We start from the raw sequence: 15672 nt of genomic DNA on the forward strand, positions 1-15672 counted from the left end.
GCCTAAACGAGGTGTTCCTCACAGCGGGACGGCCCGCGCTCGCGAGGTCAGATCTCGAGCCCCTCCAGCAGGTCGGTGACGAGCGCCGCGATCGGGCTGCGCTCGCTGCGGGTGAGGGTGACGTGGGCGAAGAGCGGGTGCCCCTTGAGGGTCTCGATGACCGCGGCCACCCCGTCGTGGCGCCCGACGCGCAGGTTGTCACGCTGGGCGACGTCGTGGGTGAGGACCACCCGGGAGTTCTGCCCGATGCGGGACAGGACGGTCAGCAGCACGTTGCGCTCCAGCGACTGCGCCTCGTCCACGATCACGAACGCGTCGTGCAGCGAGCGACCCCGGATGTGGGTCAGCGGCAGCACCTCGAGCAGGCCCCGGTCGATGACCTCCTCGACGACCTCGGAGGACACGACCGCCCCCAGCGTGTCGAAGACCGCCTGCGCCCAGGGGCCCATCTTCTCGTTCTCGGTGCCGGGGAGGTAGCCGAGCTCCTGGCCCCCGACGGCGTAGAGCGGGCGGAACACGATGACCTTGCGGTGCTGGCGGCGCTCCATGACCGCCTCGAGGCCGGCGCACAGCGCGAGCGCGCTCTTGCCGGTCCCCGCCCGGCCACCGAGCGAGATGATCCCGACGTCCGGGTCCAGCAGCAGGTCCAGGGCGATGCGCTGCTCCGCCGAGCGGCCGTGCAGCCCGAAGGCGTCCCGGTCGCCACGGACGTGGCGGACCGCCCCGTCGGCGCCGACCCGGCCGAGGCCGCTGCCCCGCGCCGAGGACAGCACCAGACCGGTGTGGACCGGCAGGTCCTTGGCCGCGGCGATCTCGGCCCGGCCCGACTCGTAGAGCTGGTCCAGCTGCTCGGGCTCCACCGTCAGCTCGGTGATGCCGGTCCAGCCCGAGTCGACCTTCCACTCGTGGCGGTACTCCTCGGCGTCGATGCCCACCGCCGAGGCCTTGACCCGCATCGGCAGGTCCTTGCTCACGATCGTGACGTGCTTGCCGCTGTCGGCCAGGTGCTTGGCGACCGCGAGGATGCGGGTGTCGTTGTCCCCCAGGCGGAAACCGTCGGGCAGCACGGTGGGGTCGGTGTGGTTGAGCTCGACCCGCAGGGTGCCGCCGTCCCGCCCCACCGCGACGGGGTGGTCCAGCCGGCCCTCGTTGACCCGCAGGTCGTCGAGCAGCCGCAGCGCCTGCCGGGCGAAGTAGCCGAGCTCCGGGTGGTGGCGCTTGGCCTCCAGCTCGGTCACGACGACGACGGGCAGCACCACCTCGTGCTCGGCGAACCGCAGCATCGCCCGTGGGTCCGACAGCAGGACGGAGGTGTCCACGACGTAGGTGCGGCGCTCGTCAGTGCTGGTCTGCGACACGGTGACTCCCCACGCGCGGCTGCGGCGCCGCGCTTGCTCTCGGTCCGTTGGCCGGTTCCCGACGCCCGCAGGGCCGGGGCCGGCCCTCCGCCCGGAGCTCGAGTCGCTCCCTCAACGTCAGGCCTTCCCACCCGACGCCCGTGCGCCGGATGCCCGTCACGCTACGTCCACCCCCCGCCCGCCGCTCGTCAATTGCCGCCGCGCCGCGTCGGGGTTCAGCCGAAGTTCACCCGCGCGGGTCGGTCAGCAGCCGTAGCGGCGCTCGCGGTCGGCATACGAGCGCAGCGCGCGCAGGAAGTCGACGCGGCGGAAGTCGGGCCAGTAGGCCTCGCAGAAGTAGAACTCGCTGTGGATCGACTGCCACAGCAGGAAACCGCCGATCCGCTGCTCCCCGCTCGTCCGTATGACAAGGTCCGGGTCGGGCTGCCCCTTGGTGTAGAGGTGGTCAGCGATCTGGTCCACGTCGAGGCTCTCGACGATCTGCTCGAGGGTGCGCCCCCGCGCGGCCTCGGCCCGCAGCAGGTCCTTGACGGCGTCCGCGATCTCGCGGCGCCCGCCGTATCCCACGGCGATGTTGCACACCAGCCCGTCGATGTCGGCGGTCGCCTCCTGCGCCGCGCCCAGCGCCGCCGCGGTCGGCAGCGGCAGCAGGTCGAGCGCCCCGACGAGCCGGATCCGCCACCGCTGCTGGGACGCGAGCGCCGCCACCGCGTCCTGGATGATCTGCAGCAGCGGCGCGAGCTCGGCCTCGGGGCGGGCGAGGTTGTCGGTGGAGAGCAGCCACAGCGTGACGTACTCGATGCCGACCTCCTCGCACCACTGCAGCAGGTGCTCGATGCGGTCCGCGCCCGCCTGGTGACCCTCGGCGGTGCCGGCGCCCTTGGCCTTGGCCCACCGCCGGTTGCCGTCGAGCATGACGCCCACGTGCCGCGGCATCCGGTCCGCCGGCAGCTGACCGAGCAACCGCCGCTCGTAGGCGCTGTACAACGGGTTGCCGACAGGGCTACGCACGGCTCGGACCTCCTGGGTCTGCGGACGGGGACACGCTACTCCTGGCGGGAGCCTCCGGCCCCGCGCCCGCCGGTCTCCCCCGGCGCCACGCCCGTCTCCCCCTGGGCCGCGCCGGTCTCTCGCGCGCGACGCTCGTCCTCGGCCTGCTGGTACCGGACCCGCCGCAGGTGGGAGTTCATGCTGCGCACCAGGAACCACATCGCCAGGGCCAGGGCGAAGATCACCACGAAGGCCACGAAGCCGGGCCCGATCTGGCTGTAGAGATCGCCGTTGCCGCCGGGGTTCATCGCTCGTCCTCCTCGTGGTGGGCCTGCAGCTCGTCGAGCTCGTCGGTGGGTCCGGCCTCGCGGGCCGCGTCCGCCGCGTCTGCCGCACGGGCGGCGGGTGACGCGTCGGCCACCGGGACCCGCCCGTCGTAGGCGATGGTCAGGTCGTCGCGGCGGGCCAGGGCGTCCGCCTCCTCCAGGCTCCCGAGACCGGCGAAGAGGTCGTCCTCCCCCTCCGCCACCGGCACGTAGGACAGGCCGCATTCGAAGTCGTCATATGGCCACACCCGCTCCTGGATCGCCAGCGGGACCTGGAACCACGCACCGTCCGGGTCGACCTGGGTGGCGTGCGCGATGAGCGCCGCGTCGCGGACCGGGAACCACCGCGCGCAGTCCACCTTGGTGGTGACGTGCCGCGCCGGGCGGTCCCGCCAGCCCTTGAGCCAGTCGTCGTAGGGGCTGGTGAGGCCCTCGGCGAGCATCGCGTCGTGGAAGGCCTGGATGCGGGCCTTGGAGAAGGTCTGGTTGTAGTAGATCTTCAGCGGCTGCCAGGGCGCCCCGGCGTGGGGGTAGCGGTCGGCGTCACCCGCGGCATCGAAGGCCGCCATCGACACCACGTGGGTCATCACGTGGTCGGGGTGGGGGTAGCCACCCTTCTCGTCGTAGGTGGTCATGACGTGCGGGCGGAAGTCGCGGATCACCCGCACCAGCGCCTCGGTGGTCACGTCCAGCGGCTCCAGCGCGAAGCAGCCGTCGGGCAGCGGCGGCAGCGGATCCCCCTCGGGCAGACCGGAGTCCACGAAACCGAGCCAGACCTGCCCGACGTCCAGGATCTCCCGGGCCGTGGCCATCTCCTGGCGGCGGACCTCCGGCAGGTTGCGCTGGATGTGCGGGTCGTCCTTGAGCTTGTCGTTGAGCACGTCCCCGCGCTCGCCCCCGGTGCAGGTGACGACGAGCACCTCGTGCCCCTCGCTGCGGTAGCGAGCCATCGTGGCGGCGCCCTTGCTGGACTCGTCGTCGGGATGGGCATGCACGCACATGAGCCGCAGCGGGCCACGGGCGGTGTCGGTCACGAGGGGTCCTTCCGGCGGGACTACGGTGGGGGCGACCACCATTGTGCCCCCAGCCGCAGCAGGAGTTCGTCGTGCCCGAGCCGCTCGCCCCGCATGACCCCCACGACGAGGAGAGCGCGTATGCCGACGAGCTGGACCAGCCCTCCGTGCCGCGGCTCGGCAACCGCCGCTGGTGGTGGGTGTCCGCGCTGATCCTGGTGCCCGCCCTCGCGCTGCTGACGTGGATCGGGGTGATGAACGCCCGGGACGCCATCACCTACCACGTGGTGGGCTACCAGGTCGTGGACGACCGCTCGGTGACGGTGGACGTCGAGGTGGAGAAGCCGGAGGACTGGGTGGTGACCTGCCAGGTGAAGGCCCTGGACGTGCGCTTCGCCACCGTCGGGGCGGTGCCGCTGACGCTGCCGGCCGACGGGTCGTCCGTGGTGCGCCGCAAGGTCACGGTCCGCACCGCGGCGCGCGCCGTCACGGGCACGGTGAAGGAGTGCCGCCGAGCCTGATCGACGGCCGGTTGGTACACTGGATCTTTCAGCGCGATGGGTCTGGACCCTGCTACGGACGGCCTAGGAGCCACCGTCCCCGGTCCGGACTCATTTTTCGTGACCTAGCGGCCCGCCGTCCGGCGGGCGTCGACGATGAGCAGGAGTTGCACCGTGACCGAGACCACCGCTCCCCAGAGCTTCCTGACCCAGGAGGCCTACGACCGCCTCAAGGGCGAGCTCGAGCAGCTGTCGGGCCCCGGCCGCATCGAGATCGCCAAGCGCATCGAGGCCGCCCGCGACGAGGGTGACCTGAAGGAGAACGGCGGCTACCACGCGGCCAAGGAGGAGCAGGGCAAGATGGAGGCCCGCATCCGCCAGCTCAAGCAGCTGCTGGAGACGGCCAAGGTCGGCGAGGCCCCGGCGGACGACGGCATCGTCGAGCCCGGCATGGTCGTGACCGTCGACCTCCTCGGCGACGACCTGACCTTCCTCCTCGGCAGCCGTGAGATGGCCGGCGACGAGGACCTGGAGGTCTACTCCGAGAAGTCCCCGCTCGGTGCCGCGATCAACGGCAAGAAGAAGGGCGACTCCGCCTCCTACGAGGCCCCCAACGGCAAGACCATCACGGTCAAGATCAAGAACGCCACGCCCTACCGCGCCTGACCTACCGCCGGTAGCCACATCAGCCGGCCTTCCTTCCCCAGGTCGATCGGACGAAGGCCGGCTGATCTGTGTCCGCCTAGCGCCCACCCAGCAGCCGACGCGCCACGCGCTCGGCCGCAGCCCGGTCCACCCCGGCCAGCAGCCCCACCGCGCACAGCAGGTAGTCCTCGTCGACCGCCTTCCTGGCCTGGTCGGGCACCCGCCAGCCGCCGGCCCAGTCGCTGGTGACCGCCCCGAGGACGGCGTCCGCGACGGTGCCCGACGCCTCAGCAGCCCCGCCGTGCCGCAGCGCGCCGCCGGACCCCAGCACCAGCGCGACGTCGCCGGTGGGACGGTCCGGGCGCGCGTGCCGTCGCACCGCGATCGTGGCGGCGAGGCGAGCCAGCTCGGCGTCGTGCCTGCGCTCGAGCGCGTCGACCGGCAGGTGCCCGGTGTCGGCGTGGACGCGATCGGCATACGTGCTCAGCCCCTCGCTCACGGCGAGCCCCTCGGCGGGGGCCGCCTCGACGACGGTGGGGGCGTTCCACCGCATCCCCAGGTCCCCCTCGACGGTGCGCATCGCCCACAGCGTGCCCACGACGTGCTTGCGCAGCGTCGCGTCCTCGCCCTGCGGCTCGATGACGGAGTAGACGTCGGTCGTCGCGCCCCCCACGTCCACGACCAGCACGTCCCCGTCGTGCAGCGCCGCCAGCACCTCGACCCCGCTCAGCACCGCGTCGGGCGTCGCGGCGCGCACCAGCCGCGCGAACTCCGGTCCCCGCGACAGCCCCTTGCCGCCGATCACGTGCTCCAGGAACACCTCCCGTATGGCGCCCCGCGCCCCCTCCGGCGCGATGACGCCGATGCGCGGGACGACGTTGTCGGTGGCGACGACGCGGCGACCGGCCCCCTCGAGGATCGCCACGACCCCGTCGCGGGCCTCGACGTTGCCGGCCACCACGATCGGCATGGTCACGCGGGCCCGTGCCAGACGAGTCGCGTTGTGCCGCAGCACCTCTGCGTTGCCCCCGTCGGTGCCGCCGACCAGCAGGAGGACGTCGGGGCGGCTGGCCCGCAGGTCGCGGATGCCCTGCCCGTCGAGCTCCCCCGCACTCACGTGCACGACCTTGGCGCCGGCCGACAGACCCACGCGGTGGCCCGCCTCGGCGGTGACCGTCCGCTCGTAGCCCACGACTGCCAGCCGCAGCCCCCCACCCGCGCTGGAGCACATCAGCACCTCGTCGATCGGCGCGTCGCTCACCTGCTCGGTCAGCTGCTCGGTCAGCTGCTCCTCGATCAGGCCGCGCACCGTCCGGTAGCCCTCCAGCACGTCCGTCGTCACGGTGGTCGGCGTCTCGGCCCGCGCCACGAGCTCACCGGTCTCCGTCTCGACGACCACCGCCTTGGTGAAGGTCGAGCCGACATCGACGCACAGCACGCGAGACATGGCGGTCAGGCTATCCGCCCCTCGTCGGGCGGACTCGCGCGCCCGATTCACTAGCCTTGAGGCCATGCCCGGCACCCAGCGCAGCGTGACCCTCCGTTTCATGGCCGCCCCGACGGACGGCAACGTCCGGGGCCGGGTCGGTGGCGGGCGCATGCTCGAGTGGATCGACAAGTCCGGATATGCCTGTGCCGCAGGGTGGTCCGGCACCTACTGCGTGACCGCGTATGTCGGCAACATCCACTTCACCCGCCCCGTCGAGGTCGGGGACCTGGTCGAGGTGCAGTCCCGCGTGGTCCACACCGGGCGTTCGTCGATGCACATCGTGGCGACCGTCTCCTCGGGCGACCCGCGCGACGGCGAGCTCACGATCAACACCCAGTGCCTGCTGATCTTCGTGTCCATGGGCGAGGACGGGCGGCCCGCTGCGGTGCCGGAGTTCGTGCCGCAGGACGACTGGGAGCGCGAGCAGCAGGCCCTCGCCCGCAGCCGCGTCGAGGTCAGGCAGGCGATCGAGGCCGACATGGAGCGGCAGCGCTACACCGACGACACCGACGCCTGCCGGGAGACGCTGCGCTTCATGGCCGCGCCGACCGACGTCAACTGGGGCGGCAAGGTGCACGGCGGCATCGTCATGCGCTGGATCGACGAGGCGGCGACGCTGGTGGCCGAGCGCTGGCACCAGGGCAACGTCATCGCGGTCTACGCCGGCGGCGTCCGGTTCTACCGCCCCCTGCTGATCGGGGACGTGGTCGAGGTCGAGGCGCGGCTCATCTACACCGGCCACTCCTCGATGCACGTGTCGGTGCACGTCCGCTCCGGCAACCCGCGCACCGGCGAGATGCGCACGACGACGCACTGCACCATGGTCCTCGTCGCGCTCGACGAGGACGGCCACAAGCAGCACGTCCGGTCGTGGAACCCCCAGCGCCCCGAGGACCTCGCGCTGCAGGAGCACGCCAAGGCGATGATCGACATCCGCGAGCGGCTGCGCCGTCCCATCCCTGCGGCAGCGCCCGACGCCCCGCAGTGAGCGTGCGAGACTGGACGCATGATCTTCGGACGCCCCACCCCCGTGATGGTCACCCGCGACGAGGCCCTGGCCGGCCGCGAGACGGCGATGAGCGGGCTGGCGGCGCGGCATACGGTCCTGGACGCCCCGCTCACCGGGCCCTGGGAGACGCCGGACGGTGCACCCGCCGAGGTCCTCTACCTCGCGGGCGGGTGCTTCTGGGGGCTGGAGCGGATCTTCTGGCAGGTGCCCGGCGTGGTCGGCACGGCGGTGGGCTACATGGGCGGGTTCACCCCCAACCCCACCTATGAGGAGACGTGCAGCGGCCGCACCGGGCACACCGAGACGGTGCTCGTGGCCTACGACCCGGCGCAGGTCGGCGCAGACCGGCTCGTCGCCACCCTGATGGAGAACCACGACCCGACGACCGCCAACCGTCAGGGCAACGACGTTGGCACCCAATATCGTTCGGCGATCTACTGGACCACGCCGCTGCAGGAGGCGCAGGCTCGCGCGGCGTGCGCGGCCTTCGACGAGCTGCTGACCTCGCGCGGGCACGGTCACGTCACCACCGAGCTGCGGTCGGCTGACGACGCGGGCCCGTTCTACTTCGCGGAGGACTACCACCAGCAGTACCTCCACAAGAACCCCGGCGGTTACTGCAACCACGGACCCAACGGCTACACCTGCCCGGTCGGGCTCGTGTCCAGCGACGACCTGCCCGCGCAGACGACGGTGGAGCCGCCCCGCGCCTGACTCGGCCTCAGCCGGCGCCGACCACGGTTCACACGTGGACCACGCGGATCCCACCGATCTCGGCCAGCACGTCGAAGTCTCCGTCCTGGGTGTAGACCGTCAGGTCATGGGCACGGGCGGTGGCGGCGATCCAGAGGTCGTTGACGTTGACGCGCCGACCGGCGTCGCGGAGCAGGACCCGCATCGTCGCCCACTCACGTGCTACCGGTCCGTCGACCGGCAGCGACTCGACCATGGCGAGCGCGGTGGCGGTCGCCATGCGTGCGGCGCGGGTCGCGACGTCGCCGGCTGCGAGGACGCCGGCCTCGATCTCGGCAACGGTGATCACCGAGACGTACGACCGCTCGGGGAGTGCCTCCACGGAGATGGGGCGACCGATCTCGCCCGCGATCCAGACGCTCGTGTCCAGCCGGCCCGCCGTCACCCGATGGGCCCGAGGTCGTCGGTGGTGCCTCCGCCGATCCAGGCCTGGTCCTGGGTCCAGGATCCGCCCCGACCCGAGTGCAAGACGGCGAGCACCTCGTCCCGCTCCAGGTAGCGGCGGCGTCGATGTCCCGCACGGGTCAGCTCCGCCACGGGCTCGCCGCGGTGGGTGATGGTGAGTCGCTCACCCGCAGCGACACGGGCGAGGAGGGCTCCGGTGTGGTTCCTCAGCTCTCGGGCCGCGATGATCGTCATGTGCGCAAACCTAGCCCTCTGCGCACGGCCGGGGCAGGGTCAGGCGCGCCGGCCCGTCCGCGCCAGCACCCGGGCGACCCGGTCGGCGCCGTCGGGCACCTCGACCGGTCGGGCGAAGATGCCTGGGGCGTAGGCGTGCTCACCGAATCCGTCGACCGCCGCATCGATCTCGTCGAGCTCGGCGTCAGTGAAGGACGCGTCGCGGCCCTGCGAGCGCGCGAGGTCCCAGCGGTGCACCAGCAGGTCGAAGCCGTAGAAGCGGGCCAGGGTGGCCCCGACGGTCGTGGGGCCGAAGTGCCCGTCGTAGGTCCGGTCGGCGACGGCGGGGTCGGCCAGCAGGTCCGACACCGCTGCCTCGTGGGCCGCCCACCGCTCGGCCGGCGAGTCGCCGGTCTGCGCCGGCAGGTCGAGCCCCTGCCCGCCGAGGAAGTCTCGCTCGGTGTCCACGACGTGCGCCACGACGTCGGCAGCGGCCCAGCCCTCGCACGGGCTGGCGGCGTCCCAGTCGGTGACGGCCTCCACGACGTCCGTGAAGGGTGCGGCGTGCTGCCGCCAGCTCGCGAGGGTGGGGTTGGGGTCGGTGGCGGGTGAGGTGGTCATGGCTGCCTCCTCGGCAGGTCGGGATCGGACGTCTCGACGCTAGGCTCGGCGGCCATGGGCGGTCTTGAGGATTCCCGACAGCCTGGCCGGGCACCCGACGACATCGAGCGGGCGCACCTGCGGGACCCGTCCGACGACACCTTCGAGATCAGCCGCCACCTGCCGCCGGACGAGCTGACCGGCTGGATCCGGCGCTACTGGGTGCCCGTGTGGGACGTCCCCGACCAACGTGGCCGCGTCCAGAAGGTCCTGCAGTACCCCGTCACCCTCGCCGTCGTCACGCCCACCTATGCGCGGTTCGTCGGTCCGCAGCGAGGCCTGTCGACCACGGTGCTGGAGGGCCGCGGGTGGGCGTTCGGCGTGAAGCTCGCGCCCGCGGCCGGGCAGCCGCTCCTCGGCGGTCCGGTCCGCGGGATCACCGACCGGTATGCCGACCTCGCCACCGTCCCGCTGCTCCGCGACCTGCCGGGGCTCCTGCGAGCGGTGATGAGCGAGGACCCCGGCGACGAGGCTGCCCACGCCGCCGGCCGCACGCTGGTGGAGGACCGGGTCGCCCGCCTCGGCCCGCTCGGACCGGAGGACCGCCTCGTGAACGAGGTCGTGCGCACGGTCGAGGAGGACGGCTCGGTGCTCACGGTGACGTCGTTGTGCGAGCGGCTGGGACTGTCCGAGCGGTCTCTCCAGCGGCTGACCTCGCGCCGACTGGGGCTGAGCCCGCTGTGGCTCGTCCGTCGTCGCCGCCTGCACGAGGCGGCGGACCGGTTGCGGCAGCAGGTCGGCAGCCTCGCCGACGTGGCCGCGGACCTGGGCTATGCCGACCAGGCGCACTTCTCGCGCGACTTCCGGACGGCGACGGGCTACTCGCCTCGAGAGTTCGCCACGCTGCAGCGGACCGGGGCGTGAGGGCGGCCGACCGGGTCGAGTGGGCTGACCGGGACACGCCCAGGATCGGGGAACCGCAATGGCGCCATACGCACCCAGCGTTCCCCGATCAGCCCTGCGGGGTGCTGGTGAACCTGGGCGCCCGCTTCTCGAGGAAGGCCGCCATCCCCTCCTGCCCGTCGGCCCCGACGGCGCCGTCCGCCATCGCGGCGATCGCCAGCGCGTAGGCCTCCGCCTGGTCCCGTCCGACCTGGGCGTAGAACAGCCGCTTGCCGGCCGCCCGCTGCGCGGCGCTGCCCCGGGTCACCCGCGCCACGAGGGCGGCCACGGCCTCGTCGAGCTCGTCGTCGGGGACCACCATGTTGACCAGCCCCCACTCGAGGGCCGTGGCGGCATCCACGACGTCGCCGGACAGCGCCATCTCCAGGGCCCGCTTGCGGCCGACGTTGCGCGCCACCGCGACGAGCGGCGTGTGGCAGAAGAGCCCGCCGCGTCCCCCCGGCAGCGCGAAGCCCGCCGTCTCGGCGGCCACCGCCAGGTCGCAGGTCGCGACGAGCTGGCACCCGGCGGCCGTAGCGAGGGCGTGGACCCGGGCGATCACGGGCTGCGGCATCGCCTGGACCGTGTCCATCAGCGACGTGCACAGCTCGAAGAGGGCGGTGACCGACCCGGTCGTCGCCCCCGCCATGTCGCGGAAGTCGTGCCCGGCGCTGAAGACGGGCCCCTCCGCCGCCAGCACCACGGCGAGGGTGTCGGTGCCACCCACCTCGGCGAGGGCGTCGCGCAGGGCGCGGATTATGTCGATGGAGAGCGCATTCCGCTGTCTCGGGTTGGTCATCGTCACCGTCGTGACGGCGCCGGTGCGGTCGGTGCGCACGAGCTCGGCTGCCATGGATCCCCTCGATCGGGCGTGTCCCGGCAGTCTGGCAACCCGGTCCGGGGCGGACCAGGCCACACCCACCCTTCGGACGCCCGTCGGCGGTCCGGGTGCCCCGAGCGGTCACGCCGCGCAGGGCGCGGCGCGCAGGGCACGCCCTCAGATGGTCGGCCGCAGCACGCCTGCGGAGCGGGCCCGCTCGAAGGGTTGGAACACCCCGGGGCCGGTGGGCCGCAGCGTCAGCACCACGCTCCCCTGGCGGAACACCGGCCGGACGAAGTCCAGCCCCTCGACCCGGGCGGTGCCGGGGATCCGCCCGGGGTGCCCGGGGACCACGAGCTCGTCGATGACGGTGCGCTCGATCACGTCGGCCGCGCTGAGGGATCCGGTGAGCTCGCACTGGCCCTGGAAGACGAACAGCCTCCCCCCGAAGTGCGCCTGGTGGTCGGCCACGGCGTCCCGCGCCAGGGTGGCCCACCGGTCGTGCCCATGCTGCGTCCCCGGGGACGGCTGGCCGGGCCCGAGCTCGACGGTGACCAGCGCGATCCCGTCGGTCACGTGGGTGCAGGCGGTGCGCACGTCGCTGCCGCGCAGGCTCTGCAGCGCCTGCTGCTCCGCCTGGTGCACGGAGCTCCACCACCCGGGCAGGGCCGTGACGCCGCTGCCGCGTCCTGCGGTGCTCACACGGGCCTCCTGGATGGCGCCGGTCCCCCCGAGGGCCGGACGTTGCGAGGCTTCATTCGACTCGGCCCGAGCATCCCGGCGGCCACCTCGACATGAACACGAGCGAAACTCGGGGCAGCGAGCCGATGCCACCTGCGCATTCCCGACAAGTAGCCGAGTCTCGTTGTCCCCTGGGCACTCTGGCGCGGACCCATCGACCACCGGTGTCGGGTCCCGGCTCGGCGCGGGCACCCTCGCACCGGTCGGCTCGTTAGGCTCAGGGTCAGGCAGCAGCACGGTCGAGAGCGAGGTGGGGACGCTGAGCGTGATGGCGCGTATGGCGCGCGGCGGGGGCTACGGCCTCGTGGGCGCGGCGGGTCTCGGGGCTGCGAGCTACGGCCTGCTCAAGGCCGAGGCCCGGATGGTCCGCAGGATCGTCGGCAAGCCCTTCGAGAGCGCACCCCCGGACTCGGACGTGTATGGCGCCGGCCTCGGCGACCCGATCGAGCTGGGCATCCTCGGGGACTCGCTGGCCGCGGGGCTCGGGGTGGACCACCGACGCCAGACCATCGGCGCGACCCTCGCGCACGGCATCTCCGCCATCGCCGGCCGGCCCGTGCGGCTGACCAACGCCGCCGTGGTGGGCTCGGAGTCCTGCGACCTGGACGCCCAGGTCGACGACCTGCTGCAGCGGGCGCCGGCGCCCGACGTGGTCGTCGTGATCGTCGGCGGCAACGACGTCACCCACCGCAAGGACGTCGCCGAGGCCGTGGGCTTCCTCGCCGACGCCATCCGCCGCCTGCAGGGCACCGACGCCACGGTCATCGTGGGGACCTGCCCGGACCTCGGCACGGTGGAGCCGCTGCCGCAGCCGTTGCGGTGGCTGGTGAGCCGCTGGTCGCGCGACCTGGCGGCGGCCCAGACCGTCGCCGCCGTGGAGGCCGGCGCCCGCACCGTCAGCCTGGGGGACCTCATCGGCCCCGACTTCCTCGCCGAGCCGGCGCTGATGTTCTCCAAGGACCAGTTCCACCCCTCGGCGGCCGGCTATGCCCGCGCCGCCTCGGCCATCCTCCCGTCGGTCGCCGCCACCCTGGGGCTCTGGCCGGAGTCGGACCGACCTCTCGAGCACGCCCGCGGCGAGGGTGTGGGCCCGTTGCACGTCGCCGCGGTGCACGCCGTCGCCCACCCGGGCACGGAGGTCAGCGCGGCCGACCGCTCCGTCGCGACCAGCACCCGGCGGGCCGTGCTGCGCCGGTTGCGCCACCCCGACGTCGCCGGCATGCGTCGGCCCCGCACCTCACGGCATACTGGGCAGTAACCACGTCACGAAGGAGTGCCATGAAGGACGCCGTCATCGTCTCGACCGCCCGGACCCCGATCGGGCGGGCCTTCAAGGGCTCGCTCAAGGATGTCCGCCCGGACGACCTCGCCGCCCACGTCGTGCGTGCCGCGCTCGACAAGGTGCCGGGCCTAGACCGCTCGCTCATCGACGACCTCTACCTCGGCTGCGCCGAGCCGTCCGGGGAGCACGGCGCCAACATGGCGCGGGTCGTGGCCATCCTGGCCGACCTCGACCACGTGCCCGCCGCCACGGTCAACCGGTTCTGCGCGAGCTCGGTCCAGACCACCCGCATGGCCTTCCACGCGATCCGGGCCGGCGAGGGCGAGGTCTTCGTCTCCGGCGGGGTCGAGTGCGTCTCGCGCTACAAGGACTTCGCGGGCGCCGGCGGGTCCGCCGACGACACCAAGAACCCCCGCTTCCGGTCCGCGGAGGAGCGCATGCAGCGCATCGCGGCGGACAACACCACGTGGAGCGACCCGCGCGAGGAGGGGCTGCTGCCGGACATCTACCTGTCGATGGGCCAGACCGCCGAGAACGTCGCCACCCTGCGCGGCATCTCCCGCGAGCGGCAGGACGAGTGGGGCGTGCGCTCCCAGAACCTCGCCGAGGAGGCCATCCGCAGCGGCTTCTTCGCCGAGGAGATCACGCCGGTCACGCTGCCGGACGGCACCGTGGTCGACACCGACGACGGCCCCCGCGCCGGCGTCACGCTGGACAAGGTGCAGACGCTGCAGCCCGTCTTCCGCGAGCAGGGCACCATCACCGCCGGCAACTGCTGCCCCCTCAACGACGGGGCGGCCGCGGTGGTCGTCATGGCCGCGGACAAGGCCAAGGAGCTCGGCATCACCCCGCTGGCCCGCATCGTCTCGACGGGCGTCAGCGCCCTCTCCCCCGAGATCATGGGCCTCGGCCCGGTCGAGGCCTCCCGCCAGGCCCTCGCCCGCGCCGGCATGACCATCGGCGACATGGACCTCTACGAGATCAACGAGGCCTTCGCGGCGCAGGTGCTGCCGAGCGCCGACGACCTCGGGATGGACCTCGACAAGCTCAACGTCCACGGGGGCGCGATCGCGCTGGGTCACCCCTTCGGCTCGACGGGCGCCCGCATCACGACGACGCTGCTGCACTCGCTGCAGACCCGCGACGCGACCTTCGGCCTGGAGACGATGTGCGTCGGCGGTGGCCAGGGCATGGCCATCATCTACGAGCGCCTCAGCTGACCGCGCGCCGCAGCTGCGCCAGCCGCTGCGCGAGCTCCCGTATGCCGCCCGCCTGCTGCCCCTCGGGGCTCAGGCGGGCGGTGTCGTGCGAGGCGGCGTCGTCCCGGAGAGCCTCGTGCCGGGCGGCGTCGTAGACGCAGACTTGGAGCTGGTGCAGCAGGGTCGCCGGCCCCAGCTCGGGCAGCGCCTCGCGGGGCCGGCCCTCGGCGTCCGCCACCTCGTCGGCGAGCGCCTGCGCGAGCGCGCGGACGTCCCCGGACGCGCGGAGCGCGTGGTCGAGCGGCAGCTGCTGCCACCGCCGGAGCACGCGCTCCAGCTCGACCCGGACCTCGTCGGGCAGACGGGCGGGCGGCATACGACTCAGTCGCGGAAGCGCCCGACGAGGCGCAGCATCTCGATGTAGAGCCACACGACCGTCACGACGAGACCGTGCGCGAGCAGCCAGGAGTACTTCTCGGGGGCGCCGGAGCGGACGGCGTTGTCGATGGAGTCGAAGTCCAGGGCCAGGGTGAAGGCCGCGAGGCCCGTGGCGAAGAGCGAGATCGCGATGCCGATCGGGCCGCTGCCGCCGAAGCCCCAGCCGCCGCCGACGCCGAGCAGCGCGGCCCCGAGGTTGATCAGCGCGAAGATCGCGTAGCCAAGCAGGGCCATGCCCATCATGCGGCGGAACTTGTCGGTGACCTTGATGAAGCCACCCTTCCAGCCGGCGAACATGGCGCCGAAGACGCACAGCGTCGCGATCACCGCGGTGGGGACCGCGCCCTGGTAGGCGCGCTCGAAGGCCTGGCTGACGGCCCCGACGAAGGCGCCCTCCAGCACGGCGTAGGTGACGATGAGGGGGACGCTGATGACCTTCTTGAAGGCGATGACGAAACCGAGGATCAGGGTCCCGATCATGCCGCCGAAGAGCAGGACGACGCTGGTGCCCGGCATGAGGGCCGAGGCGTACCAGCTGACGGCGCCGACGCCGAGGAGGATGCCGAACAGCAGCAGCGCCTTCATCATGACGTCGTCGAGGGTCACCCGGCGCTCGTGCGTGGGGGTGACCGAGGGGGCGGCATACATGTCCTGCAGCTGCCCGGCGGACAGGTCGGGCACGCGCTGCTGCTGGCCAAAACCTGCGTAGCCGCGCTGTGCCTCCCGGTCGACGCGGTCGAAGATCGGGTTGCTCATCGTGGTGTCTCCCAGTGATCGGGCCGTCACGCTCACGGCGACGGTCTCGTCCAGCATGACGCCACAGCGACCTGAAATGTTCCCGACAGGCGGGGCGAGCGCGGCGGTGCCCCCGACGGGAGTCGAACCCGCACTCGAGCCATTTTAAGTGGCCTGCCTCTGCCGTTGGGCTACGAGGGCACCGCCAGGATAG

General features: G+C 72.8%; 19 protein-coding genes and 1 tRNA gene. 7 read left to right on the plus strand and 13 right to left on the minus strand.

Features of this window, described 5'->3' with window-relative positions; translation table 11 throughout:
* Positions 1 to 47 precede the first annotated feature (47 nt).
* The 4 genes from ADJ73_RS00355 to mca form a co-directional block, all read right to left on the minus strand.
* Complete coding sequence (locus ADJ73_RS00355) at positions 48 to 1283, minus strand: PhoH family protein (RefSeq protein WP_253272747.1); 1236 nt, start codon at positions 1281 to 1283, stop codon at positions 48 to 50.
* Positions 1284 to 1601: 318 nt separating this feature from the next.
* Complete coding sequence (locus ADJ73_RS00360) at positions 1602 to 2369, minus strand: isoprenyl transferase (RefSeq protein ID WP_050346605.1); 768 nt, start codon at positions 2367 to 2369, stop codon at positions 1602 to 1604.
* 35 nt (positions 2370 to 2404) lie between these two features.
* Entirely contained in the window at positions 2405 to 2656 is a 252-nt protein-coding gene (locus ADJ73_RS00365; protein ID WP_050346606.1) for a hypothetical protein, read from the minus strand.
* Positions 2653 to 3675 carry a mycothiol conjugate amidase Mca gene (gene mca / locus ADJ73_RS00370; RefSeq protein ID WP_082177079.1) on the minus strand — a complete coding sequence of 341 codons (1023 nt, stop codon included), beginning with the start codon at positions 3673 to 3675 and terminating at the stop codon, positions 2653 to 2655. The genes ADJ73_RS00365 and mca overlap by 4 nt, the downstream gene beginning before the upstream one ends.
* A gap of 104 nt (positions 3676 to 3779) precedes the next feature.
* Here mca and ADJ73_RS00375 point away from each other — a divergent pair, with 104 nt between their 5' ends.
* Together ADJ73_RS00375 and greA are read left to right on the plus strand one after the other, a co-directional pair.
* Entirely contained in the window at positions 3780 to 4208 is a 429-nt protein-coding gene (locus ADJ73_RS00375) for a DUF4307 domain-containing protein (protein WP_050346607.1), read from the plus strand.
* A gap of 153 nt (positions 4209 to 4361) precedes the next feature.
* The gene (greA, locus tag ADJ73_RS00380) at positions 4362 to 4853 is read left to right on the plus strand and encodes a transcription elongation factor GreA (RefSeq protein ID WP_050346608.1); all 492 of its coding nucleotides are present in this window, start codon (positions 4362 to 4364) and stop codon (positions 4851 to 4853) included.
* 76 nt (positions 4854 to 4929) lie between these two features.
* On the opposite strand, the gene ADJ73_RS00385 is transcribed toward greA, so the two are convergent.
* The gene (locus ADJ73_RS00385) at positions 4930 to 6279 is read right to left on the minus strand and encodes a glutamate mutase L (RefSeq protein WP_050346609.1); all 1350 of its coding nucleotides are present in this window, start codon (positions 6277 to 6279) and stop codon (positions 4930 to 4932) included.
* A gap of 64 nt (positions 6280 to 6343) precedes the next feature.
* Between ADJ73_RS00385 and ADJ73_RS00390 the strand changes: the two genes are divergently transcribed.
* Complete coding sequence (locus ADJ73_RS00390) at positions 6344 to 7309, plus strand: acyl-CoA thioesterase (RefSeq protein ID WP_050346610.1); 966 nt, start codon at positions 6344 to 6346, stop codon at positions 7307 to 7309.
* An 18-nt stretch (positions 7310 to 7327) separates the two neighbouring features.
* A complete protein-coding gene (gene msrA / locus ADJ73_RS00395) occupies positions 7328 to 8044 on the plus strand; it encodes a peptide-methionine (S)-S-oxide reductase MsrA (protein ID WP_050346611.1) in 717 nt (238 codons plus the stop codon).
* A 28-nt stretch (positions 8045 to 8072) separates the two neighbouring features.
* Here the strand turns inward: msrA and ADJ73_RS00400 are convergent, their stop codons facing one another.
* From ADJ73_RS00400 to ADJ73_RS00410, 3 genes are read right to left on the minus strand one after another with little or no spacing between them, the layout of a single operon-like run.
* Positions 8073 to 8468: a PIN domain-containing protein gene (locus tag ADJ73_RS00400; protein WP_050346612.1), complete on the minus strand. Its 396-nt coding sequence runs from the start codon at positions 8466 to 8468 to the stop codon at positions 8073 to 8075.
* Positions 8465 to 8722 (minus strand): type II toxin-antitoxin system Phd/YefM family antitoxin, encoded by a 258-nt coding sequence (locus tag ADJ73_RS00405; protein ID WP_050346613.1) that lies wholly within the window; start codon positions 8720 to 8722, stop codon positions 8465 to 8467. The genes ADJ73_RS00400 and ADJ73_RS00405 overlap by 4 nt, the downstream gene beginning before the upstream one ends.
* A gap of 39 nt (positions 8723 to 8761) precedes the next feature.
* Positions 8762 to 9322, minus strand: coding sequence for a maleylpyruvate isomerase family mycothiol-dependent enzyme (locus tag ADJ73_RS00410; protein ID WP_050346614.1), 561 nt, complete (start codon positions 9320 to 9322; stop codon positions 8762 to 8764).
* A gap of 54 nt (positions 9323 to 9376) precedes the next feature.
* Here ADJ73_RS00410 and ADJ73_RS00415 point away from each other — a divergent pair, with 54 nt between their 5' ends.
* Entirely contained in the window at positions 9377 to 10225 is an 849-nt protein-coding gene (locus tag ADJ73_RS00415) for a helix-turn-helix domain-containing protein (RefSeq protein WP_050346615.1), read from the plus strand.
* A gap of 88 nt (positions 10226 to 10313) precedes the next feature.
* Here the strand turns inward: ADJ73_RS00415 and ADJ73_RS00420 are convergent, their stop codons facing one another.
* Positions 10314 to 11096, minus strand: a complete 783-nt coding sequence (locus ADJ73_RS00420; RefSeq protein WP_050346616.1) for an enoyl-CoA hydratase-related protein — start codon at positions 11094 to 11096, stop codon at positions 10314 to 10316.
* Positions 11097 to 11240: 144 nt separating this feature from the next.
* Complete coding sequence (locus ADJ73_RS00425; RefSeq protein ID WP_050346617.1) at positions 11241 to 11765, minus strand: hypothetical protein; 525 nt, start codon at positions 11763 to 11765, stop codon at positions 11241 to 11243.
* A 289-nt stretch (positions 11766 to 12054) separates the two neighbouring features.
* On the opposite strand from ADJ73_RS00425, the gene ADJ73_RS00430 reads away from it, so the two are divergent.
* Both ADJ73_RS00430 and ADJ73_RS00435 read left to right on the plus strand, forming a co-directional pair.
* Complete coding sequence (locus tag ADJ73_RS00430; protein ID WP_253272623.1) at positions 12055 to 13062, plus strand: SGNH/GDSL hydrolase family protein; 1008 nt, start codon at positions 12055 to 12057, stop codon at positions 13060 to 13062.
* Between the two features lie 20 nt (positions 13063 to 13082).
* Positions 13083 to 14306 (plus strand): acetyl-CoA C-acetyltransferase, encoded by a 1224-nt coding sequence (locus tag ADJ73_RS00435; RefSeq protein ID WP_050346618.1) that lies wholly within the window; start codon positions 13083 to 13085, stop codon positions 14304 to 14306.
* Here ADJ73_RS00435 and ADJ73_RS00440 read toward each other — a convergent pair.
* The 3 genes from ADJ73_RS00440 to ADJ73_RS00450 all read right to left on the minus strand — a co-directional run bounded on the left by ADJ73_RS00440 (position 14299) and on the right by ADJ73_RS00450 (position 15659).
* Entirely contained in the window at positions 14299 to 14661 is a 363-nt protein-coding gene (locus ADJ73_RS00440) for a hypothetical protein (protein ID WP_156188044.1), read from the minus strand. The two genes, ADJ73_RS00435 and ADJ73_RS00440, sit on opposite strands and share 8 nt — an antisense overlap.
* Positions 14662 to 14666: 5 nt before the next feature.
* Positions 14667 to 15479, minus strand: coding sequence for a Bax inhibitor-1/YccA family protein (locus ADJ73_RS00445; protein WP_050349161.1), 813 nt, complete (start codon positions 15477 to 15479; stop codon positions 14667 to 14669).
* A gap of 107 nt (positions 15480 to 15586) precedes the next feature.
* Positions 15587 to 15659 (minus strand) — tRNA-Leu (locus ADJ73_RS00450).
* Positions 15660 to 15672: the final 13 nt, after the last annotated feature.

The sequence above is a fragment of the Arsenicicoccus sp. oral taxon 190 genome (assembly GCF_001189535.1).
Taxonomy (GTDB): Bacteria; Actinomycetota; Actinomycetes; order Actinomycetales; family Dermatophilaceae; genus Arsenicicoccus.